At 62.1% G+C, this 12,530-nt stretch carries 10 protein-coding genes; 4 read left to right on the top strand and 6 right to left on the bottom strand.

Annotated elements, in window-relative coordinates; all coding sequences use genetic code 11:
• Positions 1 to 31 precede the first annotated feature (31 nt).
• Positions 32 to 2,101 (top strand): phosphate acetyltransferase, encoded by a 2,070-nt coding sequence (pta, locus tag BACI9J_RS11480; protein WP_159736439.1) that lies wholly within the window; start codon positions 32 to 34, stop codon positions 2,099 to 2,101.
• A gap of 2 nt (positions 2,102 to 2,103) precedes the next feature.
• On the opposite strand, the gene BACI9J_RS11475 is transcribed toward pta, so the two are convergent.
• Positions 2,104 to 2,562 carry a universal stress protein gene (locus BACI9J_RS11475; protein ID WP_159734495.1) on the bottom strand — a complete coding sequence of 153 codons (459 nt, stop codon included), beginning with the start codon at positions 2,560 to 2,562 and terminating at the stop codon, positions 2,104 to 2,106.
• Between the two features lie 68 nt (positions 2,563 to 2,630).
• Positions 2,631 to 5,231 (bottom strand): cation-translocating P-type ATPase, encoded by a 2,601-nt coding sequence (locus BACI9J_RS11470; RefSeq protein WP_159734494.1) that lies wholly within the window; start codon positions 5,229 to 5,231, stop codon positions 2,631 to 2,633.
• Between the two features lie 134 nt (positions 5,232 to 5,365).
• On the opposite strand from BACI9J_RS11470, the gene BACI9J_RS11465 reads away from it, so the two are divergent.
• Positions 5,366 to 5,872 (top strand): pyridoxamine 5'-phosphate oxidase family protein, encoded by a 507-nt coding sequence (locus BACI9J_RS11465; protein ID WP_159734493.1) that lies wholly within the window; start codon positions 5,366 to 5,368, stop codon positions 5,870 to 5,872.
• Here BACI9J_RS11465 and BACI9J_RS11460 read toward each other — a convergent pair.
• On the bottom strand, positions 5,869 to 6,663 hold the full coding sequence (locus tag BACI9J_RS11460) for a universal stress protein (RefSeq protein ID WP_236558848.1): 795 nt from the start codon (positions 6,661 to 6,663) through the stop codon (positions 5,869 to 5,871). The two genes, BACI9J_RS11465 and BACI9J_RS11460, sit on opposite strands and share 4 nt — an antisense overlap.
• 170 nt (positions 6,664 to 6,833) lie before the next feature.
• On the opposite strand from BACI9J_RS11460, the gene BACI9J_RS11455 reads away from it, so the two are divergent.
• Together BACI9J_RS11455 and BACI9J_RS11450 are read left to right on the top strand one after the other, a co-directional pair.
• Positions 6,834 to 7,973: an acetate/propionate family kinase gene (locus BACI9J_RS11455; protein ID WP_159734491.1), complete on the top strand. Its 1,140-nt coding sequence runs from the start codon at positions 6,834 to 6,836 to the stop codon at positions 7,971 to 7,973.
• Positions 7,974 to 7,989: 16 nt separating this feature from the next.
• Entirely contained in the window at positions 7,990 to 10,410 is a 2,421-nt protein-coding gene (locus BACI9J_RS11450) for a phosphoketolase family protein (RefSeq protein WP_159734490.1), read from the top strand.
• Positions 10,411 to 10,503: 93 nt separating this feature from the next.
• Here the strand turns inward: BACI9J_RS11450 and BACI9J_RS11445 are convergent, their stop codons facing one another.
• From BACI9J_RS11445 to BACI9J_RS11435, 3 genes are all read right to left on the bottom strand, one after another.
• Positions 10,504 to 11,142 carry a LysE family translocator gene (locus tag BACI9J_RS11445; RefSeq protein WP_159734489.1) on the bottom strand — a complete coding sequence of 213 codons (639 nt, stop codon included), beginning with the start codon at positions 11,140 to 11,142 and terminating at the stop codon, positions 10,504 to 10,506.
• Between the two features lie 92 nt (positions 11,143 to 11,234).
• Entirely contained in the window at positions 11,235 to 12,302 is a 1,068-nt protein-coding gene (locus tag BACI9J_RS11440; RefSeq protein WP_159734488.1) for an LLM class flavin-dependent oxidoreductase, read from the bottom strand.
• A complete protein-coding gene (locus tag BACI9J_RS11435; RefSeq protein WP_159734487.1) occupies positions 12,302 to 12,526 on the bottom strand; it encodes a tautomerase family protein in 225 nt (74 codons plus the stop codon). Before BACI9J_RS11435 ends, BACI9J_RS11440 begins: the two co-directional genes overlap by 1 nt.
• Positions 12,527 to 12,530: the final 4 nt, after the last annotated feature.

Raw genomic sequence — 12,530 nt, 5'->3', positions numbered from 1 at the left:
GCATCGGATGATCGGCCCGGAGGAATACACCATGGTCCAAGGCGTTTATGTTCTGTCCGCTGCGCCGGAAGCAGGGAAGTCACTGGTGGTCCTGGGCATGGCTGACGCGTTGCACCGCAGAACAGGCCGCCTCGGCTTCTACCGGCCAATCGTGACCGGAACAGATCCTGCCAACGACCCGCTGATCCTGATGCTTCGCAGGCAATACAAGATGGAGTCAGTCCGCTGCCGGGGCGGAATGACGTTGGCGGATGCCCGGGCAGCGCTGGCGGCAGGCCGCGAGGACGAGGTTTCTTCCCGGGCACTCGAGGAGTACGGACGCATCGCCGAAGAATGTGACGTGGTTGTGGTGGACGGTTCGGACTTGAGGGGCCCGGACGCCGGCAGGGAGTTCGAGCTGAACGCCCAACTGGCCAACAATCTGGGCCTGCCGGTTCTTGCTGTCATCGGGGCCCAGGGCCTGAGTCCGCGGGAGATCACCGAGACTGTGGCCGACGCGTCACGGCAGCTGGAGGCAGCCAGATGCACGGTGTTGTCGGTGGTTGTTAACCGGGCCCGGCCAGCAGACATCGACACAGCCCGGGGAACCATGAGGACAGCTACGGGAAGCCTGCCGAGCTATGTGATTCCCGAGGTTCCTGAGATCTCGGCGCCCACTGTGGCAGATGTGGCGATGTCATTGTCGCTTGAACAGCTCTCGGGCAGTGCAGAGCTGGACCGTGACGTGGGCAGCGTGAGAGTGGCTGCGATGAATGTTGAGAACTTCCTGCGGCTGCTCGAGCCCGGGAACCTGGTGATTGTTCCCGGGGATCGCACAGACATCGTCCTGGCTTGCATTGGATCGGCCCTGTCACCGGAGCTGCCCACGCCGTCCGGAGTCATCCTGACGGATGGCTTGGTCCCTGCGGGTTACGTGCTGCCTTTGGTGGCACATGCGCCATTCCCCGTCTTCGCTGAAACCGAGGATAGCTACACTACTGCTCAACGGGTCTCGCACGTCCGCAGCGAGATCCACACTGGAGAAAGCCGCCGGCTCGCTGCCGCTCTGGGCATCTGGGCCCGCTCCATTGACGAAAGGGAGCTGCTGGAACGTCTGGCGCTCCCGCGTCCGGCAACCATGACGCCGCTGCGCTTCCTCAATGACCTCGTGGAACGTGCCCGCCAGCAGAAGAAGCGCATCGTTCTGGCTGAGGGCACAGATAGCCGGGTGTTGCGTGCGGCCGAGATTCTGCGTCGCCGGGATGTGTGCCACGTGACACTTCTTGGGAACCCGTCGGCGGTCCGGGAGCTTGCCGAGGCCGAGGGCATCGAGGTGGGTGGCATCACCATCACCGACCCCGCCCACTCGCCATTACGTGAGCGATTCGCGATGGAATATCAGCGGCTGCGTGCCCACAAAGGCGTGATCCTGGAACGGGCCAGGGAAGTCATGCTCGATGCCGCCTACTTTGGCACCATGATGGTCCACCTGGGGGAGGCCGATGGGATGGTCTCCGGAGCGGCTCACACCACGGCCAACACGATTCGGCCGGCGTTGGAGTTCATGAAGAGCCAGCACGGCACCGGACTTGTGTCCTCGGTGTTCTTCATGCTCTTTCCGGACCGCGTGCTGGTGTACGGGGATTGCGCTGTGGTGCCGGATCCAACGGACCGGCAACTGGCGGACATTGCGCTCGCAACGGCGACGACGGCGGCGCAGTTTGGCGTCGAGCCAAGGGTGGCTATGTTGTCGTACTCTACTGGCGTATCCGGCGCCGGAACGGCGGTGGACAAGGTCAAGCGTGCCACGGATATGGTGGCGGCTGCCCGGCCGGATCTTGCGGTGGACGGGCCCATACAATATGACGCCGCGGTGGATGCGGCTATCGCGAGTTCAAAACTGCCGTCCTCTGCTGTCGCGGGAAGGGCGACAGTCTTCGTCTTCCCTGACCTGAACACAGGCAACAACACCTACAAGGCCGTGGAACAGTCTTCCGGTGCTGTCGCCGTCGGGCCTATCCTTCAGGGGCTCCGCAAACCCATCAATGACCTGTCCAGGGGATCGACGATCGAAGACATCATTAACACTGTTGCCATCACCGCTGTCCAAGCGCAGGGGTAGAGCTAGCTCTTTTCGTCCTGAGTGACCACCAGGACGGGGCACTTCGCGTGGGCCGAGCAAGCCCGGCTGACGGATCCTATGGGCTGATTGAGGAATCCACCGGTGCCCCGCCTCCCCACGACGAGTAGTTGTGCGCCATGGCTTTCTTCGACAAGGATTTTGGCCGGTTCGCCGAACTTGACCGTCACTGTTAGATCCTCGGGGCGGCCTGCACCGAAGGCTCGTTCCAAGGCCTCATCGACGAGCCGCTTGGCAGTGTCTTCCAATTCCGTGGTGAAGCGTGTCAGTTCGGGCTCGAATCGCGAGGCCATGTAGTAGTCGGACATTCCGATACAGGTGATCACCTCCAGGGGGCCTCCCAACGCAGCTGCCATGCGGCCGGCCATCTGCAAGGTGTTGGAGGAGTATTCGGATCCGTCAACGCCGACAACGATCCGATCAGAGCGCGATTGTGTATTCATGGGACCAGCCTGCTCTTCCACGTGCCCGCGTCACTAGGGTCGAAGGGCACGGATCCGGCAAGCTGCCCTTAACGGGGGAGAGCCCCTCCGTGGCGCAGCCGTTTGTAGAGCCAGTCGGCGCCCAGCACGCCGGGAATCGCCAGGAGCGCAACGGCAAAGCCAGAGAGGGGAGGAGGGGCCTGACCCAGGATGCCTGCAACGGGAGGTACGTAGAGGAACAGTGCCAACGCCGCCAGTTCCACCCCTACGGCCCACAGCAGTAACTTGTTGGTGAACCATCCCTGTTTCCACGCAGGAGCCGTAGCACTGCGGCAAGCGAAGGCAGTTGCCAACTGGCCAAGGACCACCGCCGTGAACGCAGATCCTGACGCCCCCATCAGCACTCCAGGGTCCAACGGATCCCCCCGGCCCCAACCACTGCCAAAGAGAACCACAGAGAAAGCACCCATGGCGAACAACGCCTCCGTGGGACCCATGACCGCGAACACCCTCAGCATGAGTTGCCGATCCAGGAGATGCCGTTTTTCGGGAGGCCGGCTCAACACCCGTTTGCCTGGTGGTTCCGCCCCGAGGGCCAACGCGGGAAGCAGATCGGTTCCGATGTCCAAGGCGAGTATCTGGAGGACGCCGAGGGCCAACGGGAATTGACCACCGGAAAGTGCCCAGATCACGAAGGGCGTGAGTTCAGTGACGTTGTCAGTCAGGTGGTAAGTGAGGAACCGGTGAATATTTGAATAGGTGGCCCGGCCCTGTTCTATGGCGGCGACGATGCTGGCGAAATGGTCATCCAGGAGCACAAGGTCTGCGGCCTCACGGGCCACATCGGTGCCGCTGAGTCCCATGGCCACGCCGATATCGGCTTGACGTAAAGCGGGACCGTCATTGACGCCGTCGCCGGTCATGGCAACAACGTGGCCGCGGCTCTGCAAGGCTTTGGCCACCCTCAGTTTCTGTTCGGGTGAAACCCGGCTCACCACCACTCCATCACGGTCCAGGAGGGCCCCGAGGACTTGTTCGTCGTGGGGGAGGTCCGCACCTTGAAAGACCAGGTCCGGGTGCCCCAGCAGCCCGATTTCCCGTGCAATTGCGGCTGCTGTGGAAGGGTGGTCGCCGGTGATCATCGCAATGCGGATTCCCGCACCCCTGGCGGTTTTGATGACATCGGCCACTTCCGGCCGGGGTGGGTCATGGAGGCCAATGAGGCCTATTCCTTCGAGGTCCCGCTCAGCCTCTTCTGCGGGCCGACTGCGCCAGCTACCGGCTGTTCCAGGGAGCTCCCTCGTGGCGACAGCAATGACACGCAGGCCCTTGGCAGCCATGGTTTCTACTTCTTGGGACAGTTGAGCGGCTTCGACTCCGCAGAGGGGAAGGACGGATTCCGGAGCTCCCTTCAAGTAAAGGGTATTACCCACAATCACAGACTCTCTCCGACGGTCGGCGTCGAAAGCGAACCGTACCGATGGCTGAAGTTCCTGTGGTTCACTTCCCAAAATGCGGCGCATCAGAACGTCGATCGCTGCTTCCATGGGATCCCCGCTTGCCACCCATTCGTCGCCATGGAGCACTGCGCGCCCCTGCGAAGCGGCTCGGGCTGCACCGGCCACCCGGAGGGCGGATGACTGTCCCGGCCCTTCCACCAGGGCCTCGGGCTTATAGCCGTCACCGCTGACATATAGCGGCCCCTCCAACGTGAAGACCTCGACGGCGTTCATCCGGTTTTGCGTCAGCGTACCGGTCTTGTCGGTGCAAATGAAGGTGGTGGAGCCAAGGGTCTCCACGGCTTCAAGGTTGCGGACGAGTGCGTTTCTCGACGCCATCCGCTGTGCACCCATAGCGAGCGACAAAGTAACCGTTGGCAGTAAGCCCTCGGGGATCAGCGCAACCGCAACTCCAATGGCAAACAGGAAGGAATCACGCCACACAATTCCGACGAGGAGCGAGACCACAAAGAACAGCCCGGCGACGGCGAGCGCCACAGTTGCGACCAAGCGGACTATTCTGCGCAGCTCCAGGGTCAAAGGCGTTGGCGGAGATGTGGTGCCGCTGGTCAGCGCTGCGATGGCTGCCAGCTTGGTGTTGGCGCCGGTGGCGGTCACCTGCCCTTCCGCTTCGCCATTGACCAGGAACGTTCCGCCCCACGCTATGTCCGTCACGGTTTTGGGTACGGCCTCACTCTCTCCGGTGAGCATGGACTCATCGACGCTGCATGCTGATGCTGAGATGAGCTGCACGTCTGCCGGCAACCTGTCACCTGCGGTCAGGACCACCACATCTCCGGGTACCAAAGCACTGGCGTGGACGCTCTGAAGCCGATCATCCCGCCGGACAGTGACTTCGGCCGGGAGCAGGCCTTGCAATCGTTCGGCTGCGTGTTGGGCGCGTTCCTGTTGAATATGGGCGAAAACGCCGTTGACGATCACCACAATGATGATTGCTATGCCCAGTTGTGGCATGCCTGCCACGTAAGCGAGTCCCGCTGCAACCCACAGCATCAGGGCGAAGAAGTGCGTCAGTTCCCCGAGCAGCTTCCGCCATTGGGGGACCTTTCTGGCGGTGGGCAGGACGTTTGGTCCGAATCGTCGCAACAAATCGGTGGCGGTCTGAGAACTCAGGCCCTCGGCGCCCGGGGTCTGGGACAGCGAGGCCGGAGGTGTGTTCCCAAGGGACATCTTCTCTCCAATGCAGGAATGCCTGTTCGATGAAAGACTCCACCGGGGAACTGTCCGCGTCTAGGGTCGAAGGGCACGGTCGGGAGGGACCTTCTGCCCTATAAGGGCCTAGCCGGACGGGATAGGCTCGCCCCATGGAGAACACATCGATGGATCCAGACACCAAAGAGCTCAGCGTCCACGACTGCTGGAAGTACCTTCAGTCGGTGTCCATGGGCAGGATCGCCCTGATCAACGGCGGGGAGCCGGAGATCTTCCCGGTGAACTATGTTCCGAATTACGGAACGCTTCTTTTCAGGACGGGTCCGGGGACGAAGCATGATGCCCTACGCGAAGGGGCAGTGATTGCCCTTGAAGCCGATGGGTTCAACCGGTACGGAACCGTCGCTTGGAGTGTCATTCTCAAGGGCAGGCCGGAGTTCCTCACCCAGCCTGAGGACATCCAGGAAGCCGTGGATGCCGGTTTGTCGCCTTGGCAGCCTGGCGCGAAGGACATATTGGTGAGGATTACTCCCACGGAGATCAGTGGTCGCCGCTTCGTCATTGCCCCTCCGGCGAAGTGGTGGCCGCCAAAGGATCCGGCAGCCTCTGACGTTCACGACGACGAAACCCAGGAAGTCCCACCCCGCACCGCCGGCTAGGGGCGGGTCAGGATGGTGGGGCACTGCACGTGCGTGAGCACATGCTGGGCAACAGATCCCAGCAGCACGCTCAGACCTCCGCGCCCTTTGCAGCCCATGACCAGCAGCCGCGCTTCTCTTGCAGCGGCTATCAGCGCCTCTCCGGGGCCACGGGTGGAATCCAGGACTTCGTTCACGACGACGGCCGGGAACTTTTGGTGGACCCGCTGGACAGCCATGCTGAGGACACTCCCGTCCTCGGCAAGCCTGGCTTCCGGACCTATGGCATGGATAACGACCAATTCATCATCCAAACGTTGAGCCTCCTCCGCCCCTTTATCCAGAGCATCCAATGACTCAGGGGAGCCGTCAACGCCAACCACTACACCGGACCGCTTTTGAGGACCAACTCCCGGGACCACGGCGACGTCGCACTTGCTGCTGACAGCAACTTGGAAGCTGACCGAACCGTATCCCTGCCCTTCAGTGCCCGGTCCGCGGTCTGTCCCCACCACCACCATCGGGCGGCCCGATGAAAGGGATGCGATCGTTTCAGCAGGTTCGCCGGATAGCCGTTGAGTCGTGATATCCAAGGTGGGAAAGGCCGCCGCCAGCCGTGGTGCTTCGCTGTTGAGCAGGTCCTCAGCGCGGATTTCGGCCAGTTCATGGTCCGTTTCCCGGGGGTAGGCCCACTCCCCGGGAACCACATGGACCAGGGCCAGGCCAAGGCCAAGGGAGTCCGCGCGGGCAGCGGCCCAGTCCGCCACAGCTGAGCCTGCCCGTGAGCCGTCAAGGGCAACGAGGATCTGCATCTTCACGAACCGGCGTTCCCTTCGGATGACCAATGGTGGTGGTCTCCACTATCGACCGGTGGGCCCGCCGTCGCAAGGGCCGGAAGGCCCTCCCGCTGAACGGCTTAGTGCATTAGGGTCCACAGGAGAGGCAACGACCGTATCCCGTCCCGCGGAAGTGAGAGGAGAACATGCGCGTTCTTGTGCTGAATCCGGGCTCCTCATCCTTGAAATACCACCTGCATGACACAGCAGCTACTAATCCGGCTGCTGCCCTTCTTGCCTCCGGACAGGTCGACTGGCCACCGGATGAGCGTTCCAGCGCGACTCGCCTCCACGCTGCCTTTGAAGAGCTGAACGAAACCCTGAAAAACCCCGGATCCACGCCTCCGGAGGCGATTGGACACCGCGTCGTCCACGGGGGCGAGCAGTTCAGCACCCCGGTTCGTATCACGGCGGAGGTGATATCCGCCATTGAAGGACTAAGTCCCTTGGCGCCGCTCCACAACCCCGCCAGTATTGCCTGCATTGCCGCCGCCGCCCAACACTGGCCCGCCCTTCCACAGGTGGCCGTCTTTGACACGGCGTTCCATCGGTCCATTCCCGACTTCGCCGCCCGCTATGCCATACCGGAGGACGCGTACTTGGCCCACCCCTTGAGGCGCTACGGGTTCCACGGGATCTCGGTGGAAATGGCCTGCCGTGACACTGCAGCGTTTCTCGGTGTTGCGTCTCTAAGTGCAGTGGTGGCCCACATTGGCAACGGGGCTTCCGTCACCGCCGTTAGACAGGGGCTTAGCGTGGACACCTCCATGGGAATAACCCCGCTGGAGGGCCTCATCATGGGCACGCGGTCGGGAGACTTGGACCCCTCCATCGTCTTGCTGATGCAGAGCGGCGGTGCAACTGCCGCGGAGGTTGATGACATCCTCAACCACCGCTCGGGCCTGTTGGCACTGGCCGGAACCGCAGACATGCGTGAAATTGGTGCCGCTGCTCTCCACGGAAAACCTGATGCGATTCTCGCATTGGACATGGCTGCCTACCGTCTCGCCAAGTACGTAGCGGCCTACTCCATGGTGGTTGGCCGGCCTGACGCTCTGGTGTTCACCGGCGGCGTGGGTGAGAACTCTTCGCTGTTCAGGGACAGAGTGGTCGCATGGTTAGGACCACTGGGGCTGTGGCTTGATGAGGACCTGAATACTTCCGCCCAGGAAGGCACCCGCAAAATCAGCGCCATGGGCTCAGCATTTCCCGTGCTGGTAGTGCCAAGCGACGAAGAACGTGCCATTGCAGAATCGACGGCGGCCTTGCTGGCAATGGCCCCTTAGGAAGGTTGAACGCGACATGAGCCTGGACGAGAACGCAACAACTGCCGGGACTGAGCCGGACATTGAGAACTTCGACGTCCTGCACCGGTATTGGTCCGCGGCCAACTATCTGACAGTTGCCCAGATCTACCTGCAGGAGAACCCACTACTCCGGGAGCCGCTGAAAGTAGAGCACATCAAACCCAGACTTCTGGGTCACTGGGGCACAAGCCCCGGGCTGTCCCTGATCTACGCACACCTCAACCGCCTTATTCGTCGCACAAGTGCGGAAGTTCTGTTCGTGGCCGGTCCCGGCCACGGGGGACCCGCCGTCGTCGCCAATACCTATCTGGAAGGCAGCTACTCGGAGGTATACCCGGCAGTCGGCAAGGACCTGAAAGGGCTCCGGAGACTGGTCAGGCAGTTTTCGACGCCGGGAGGCATCGCCAGCCACGTAGGCCCGGCCACACCTGGCTCCATCCATGAGGGCGGCGAACTGGGCTACTCCCTGATGCACGCCACGGGCGCGGCAATGGACAATCCGGACCTGATAGTTGCCTGCATAGTCGGTGATGGGGAAGCCGAAACCGGTCCGCTCGAGGGCTCCTGGAAGGCGCCCTCGTTCATCAACCCGCTCAGGGACGGGGCAGTACTTCCTATCCTCCACCTCAACGGTCACAAGATTTCCGGCCCCACCGTCCTGGGTAGGTGCTCAGACAAGGAAGTAACGTTGCTTCTGGAAGCGCACGGCTGGGATCCCGTCGTCGTCTCCGGCGACAATCCCGCCGTCGTCCATCCTGCCTTGGCTTCCGCATTGGATTCGGCCTACGCCTCAATTCGCACCATCCAATCTCATGCCCGCACAGAGGGAGTCACCGGGCCCGCACGATGGCCGGCCATCATCCTGCGCACCCCCAAAGGATGGACAGGACCGGCCACAGTGGACGGAAAGCCCGTAGAAGGAACCCACCGCTCCCACCAAGTCCCGCTGGCCGGAGTCAGGGAAAACCCCCAGCACCTCAAGCAACTTGAAACGTGGATGCGTTCCTACCGGCCGGAAGAACTGTTCGACGCCGATGGCCGGCTGATTCCCGAACTCGCACAACTCGCCCCGGACGGCGATCTCCGCATGGGCGCACTGCCTGCCAGCCGCGGAATGCGAAGCCGAGACCTGGCCATACCCGCGCTCGATCGATACGCCATCGAGGCTGTTCCCCGTGGAGGCGTGATGCACGGGAGCACCAAACCATTAGGGGAGATGCTGCGCGATATCTACATGGAAACAGCCGATGACCCCCGGTTCCGCCTCTTCTGCCCCGACGAAACCAACAGCAACAGACTCGGCGCAGTCTTTGAAGCCACCGACAGATGCCTCCTCGAACCAGCTGCGACCACGGAAGCCGCGCTCGCAGACGACCATGTTTCCGCCAGCGGACGCGTCATGGAAGTCCTTTCAGAACACCTGTGCCAGGGATGGCTGGAAGGATACGTGCTGACGGGGCGGCACGGCCTGTTCGCCAGTTACGAGGCGTTTGCGATGGTAAGTGCTTCCATGACCATTCAGCACGCCAAGTGGCTCCAACATTCGCGGGAGCTGGAGTGGCGGCATCCCGGGCCAAGCCTGAACATCCTGCTGACCTCCACCTGTTGGCGTAACGATCACAACGGCTTCAGCCATCAAGGCCCGGGTCTCATCGACACGGTCCTATCGCTGTCCAGTACAGTCACACGAATCTATTTCCCTCCTGATGCAAACACCCTGCTGGTCACCGCAGAACACATGCTGAACAGCAAGGACTACGTGAATCTGGTGGTCATAGACAAGCAGGAACATCTTCAGTACCTGACGCTCGAAGAGGCACGGAAGCACGCATCCGTGGGTGCATCCACATGGGAATGGGCCGGAAATGAAACTCCCGGAACCTCAGCCGGCAAGGGGCCCGACATTGTCCTGGCATGCGCCGGAGATGTTCCCACACAAGAGACGTTGGCGGCCGCTTGGCTGCTCAGGCAGCACGTCCCTGACTTATCCGTCCGTGTAGTCAACGTCATGGATGTCATGGTCTTGCCACCTCCGGACTCGCATCCACATGGACTGGCGGAGGACAAGTTCGAAGAAATCTTCACCGCCGACGTGGACGTGGTGATGGCTTGGCATGGATACGCAAGGGCTCTCCACCAACTCCTGCACGGGCGCCCGCATCCCGAGCGGTTTCATGTCCGTGGCTACAACGAACAAGGCACCACCACCACGCCGTTCGACATGGTGGTCCTGAACAAGGTCAGCCGGTACCACCTGGTGATGGAAGCATTAGGCCGGGCACATGGGCAGTTTGCAGGCACAGACCAACTGCTGGAGCTTTGCAGTACGCAGTTGGACGCCCATTCCCGCTACATCCGCGAGCACTTTGAGGACCTCCCCGAAATCAGGGACTGGGTGTGGACGCCGCAGCAATAGCTATGCAGCGCGGCTCCAGTGTTTGCTCTTCCGCCACAGGGTCGAAGACGCGTCGCTCTCCAGGGCACCTGCCCACAGTCCGGGTGGCGGGGCTCAGGGGCGGGTGTCGCTCAGGGCGAGCGAGACTCCGACGCCGAGGATTGAGACGCCGCCGCCACGCGCAACTGTGGTCATCCTCCGCGGTGACCTGGCCAGCCAGATGCGGGCCCGGCTGGCCAAGAGGGCCCACGTAGTGTCCGTGACAAGGCCGATGAACAGCGGAATGAGGCCCAGCAGGAGAATCTGAAGAGTAGTGTCTCCGGCGGCCGGATTGATGAACTGCGGTACCACCGCGGTGAACAAAACAAAGCTCTTGGGGTTTGTCACTCCCACGATGATTCCGGTGCGCACGGCCTCCCATCCGGACCTGGACCCTGTGATGGCAGGTGATGCCTCAGACGCGGAACCGGCTTTGCGGAAAGCCTGGACCCCAAGCCAGAGGAGATAGGCGATGCCCGCCCATTTGATGATCTGGAACAGGAGATCAGAGCGCTCCAACAGCGGCCCTAAACCACACGCGACGGCGACTCCCGCGAGGTAGCAACCTATCGCGTTCCCCAAAACGCTCAAGACTGCATTGCGTCGCCCATACGTCAGGGCCCTTCCCACAACGAACATGACGCTGGGGCCGGGAATGGCGATAAGGACTACGCAGGCAAGGGCGGTGGCACCAATCTGGGTCAGGGAAATCACCTCCTGAGTATAGGGCGACGATGGGCGGCTGCACGGGACAGACGACGACGGCGGGCAAGTCCGCCGTCGTCGTCACCCAGGGTTCTGTTGAGCTACCGGGCGGCGTTTGCCGGTACTTCCTGGAAGGCGGGTACTACGTGTTCGATGAAGAGTTCCAATGAGCGCTTCTTCTCTTCATGGGACAGGCTGTTGTCGGACCAGAGGCTGAACTCCGTCACACCCAAGGCCTCATAGTGGCGGATACGCTCGATCACTTCTTCAGGAGTGCCGATCATCGCCGTTTGGTGGAGTGACTCCGGTGTGAATTCCGGGCGGCCGGCGAACTTCTCTTCGGGGCTGGGCTCGAGGAAGCCGTTCGTCGGAGTGGTCTTATTCCCGAACCAAGCATCAAAGGTCCTATAGAACTTGTTGATGGCCTCGGCGGGCTTGCGCCAACCTTCCGGTTCATCGGCTGAGTGAACGTGGGTGTGACGGAGCACCATGAGGTCCGGCCGGGGGACCCCGGGGTTGTTGTCGACGGCGGTATCGAACTTGCGCGCGAGGTCTTCGACTTCCTCGTCGCCCTTCATCAGGGGTGTCACCATGACGTTGCATCCGTTTGCCACTGCGAACTCGTGCGAGGAGATGTCGCGGGCAGCGATCCACATGGGCGGGGTGGGTTTCTGGACCGGCTTGGGGACGCTGGTGGAGGTGGGGAACTGCCATACCTCGCCGTCGTGCGCGTAGTCGCCCTGCCAGAGGGCGCGCACGGCCGGAACCATTTCGCGAAGGTGCTTGCCGCCGTCGACTGCGGGCAGGCCATCTGTGAGGCGGTCGAACTCGAACTGGTAGGCGCCACGGGCAAGTCCTACTTCCATTCTGCCGTCGCTGATGACATCCAGAAGTGCCGTTTCTCCGGCAACCCGGAGCGGATTCCAAAACGGAGCGATGATGGTCCCCGCACCCAAGCGAATGCGCGACGTGCGTGCCGCCAAGTACGCCAGCTGGGGCATGGGGCTGGGGGAGATGGTGTACTCCATGGAGTGGTGTTCACCGATCCAAACGGTGCTGAATCCGCCCGCTTCCGCCAGGAGGGTCAGCTCCGTCAGGTTCTCGAAGCATTCGCGGTGCGAAACGGATTCGTCCCAGCGCTCCATGTGGACGAAGAGGGAAAAGCGCATTATTGACTCCTTGTTTCTGCTGTTTCCGTTGCTGCTGAGTTGCGTTCTGCGATGGTCTGGTTGCCGCGGGACCAGTGTTCGTGCTGGATTTCGCGGATGATGACCGTAGTGTTTTCCGGTAGGGCACCCACGGAGACCTCGGCGGCCCGGTGTAGCTCGTGGATGAGCGTCCGGAGTTCCTCGGGTGTTCTGCCTTGGGCGATGGAGACTTCAATAAGTGGCAAGATC

The organism is Arthrobacter sp. 9V (assembly GCF_902506065.1).
Taxonomy (GTDB): domain Bacteria; phylum Actinomycetota; class Actinomycetes; order Actinomycetales; family Micrococcaceae; genus Arthrobacter.
This window is presented reverse-complemented; position numbering and strand designations above follow the sequence as displayed.

Coding starts and splice junctions, on each gene's coding strand:
- pta (WP_159736439.1), top strand. CDS start 32: ATGGTCCAAGGCGTTTATGTTCTGTCCGCTGCGCCGGAAGCAGGGAAG.
- BACI9J_RS11475 (WP_159734495.1), bottom strand. CDS start 2,562: ATGAATACACAATCGCGCTCTGATCGGATCGTTGTCGGCGTTGACGGA.
- BACI9J_RS11470 (WP_159734494.1), bottom strand. CDS start 5,231: ATGTCCCTTGGGAACACACCTCCGGCCTCGCTGTCCCAGACCCCGGGC.
- BACI9J_RS11465 (WP_159734493.1), top strand. CDS start 5,366: ATGGAGAACACATCGATGGATCCAGACACCAAAGAGCTCAGCGTCCAC.
- BACI9J_RS11460 (WP_236558848.1), bottom strand. CDS start 6,663: ATGCAGATCCTCGTTGCCCTTGACGGCTCACGGGCAGGCTCAGCTGTG.
- BACI9J_RS11455 (WP_159734491.1), top strand. CDS start 6,834: ATGCGCGTTCTTGTGCTGAATCCGGGCTCCTCATCCTTGAAATACCAC.
- BACI9J_RS11450 (WP_159734490.1), top strand. CDS start 7,990: ATGAGCCTGGACGAGAACGCAACAACTGCCGGGACTGAGCCGGACATT.
- BACI9J_RS11440 (WP_159734488.1), bottom strand. CDS start 12,302: ATGCGCTTTTCCCTCTTCGTCCACATGGAGCGCTGGGACGAATCCGTT.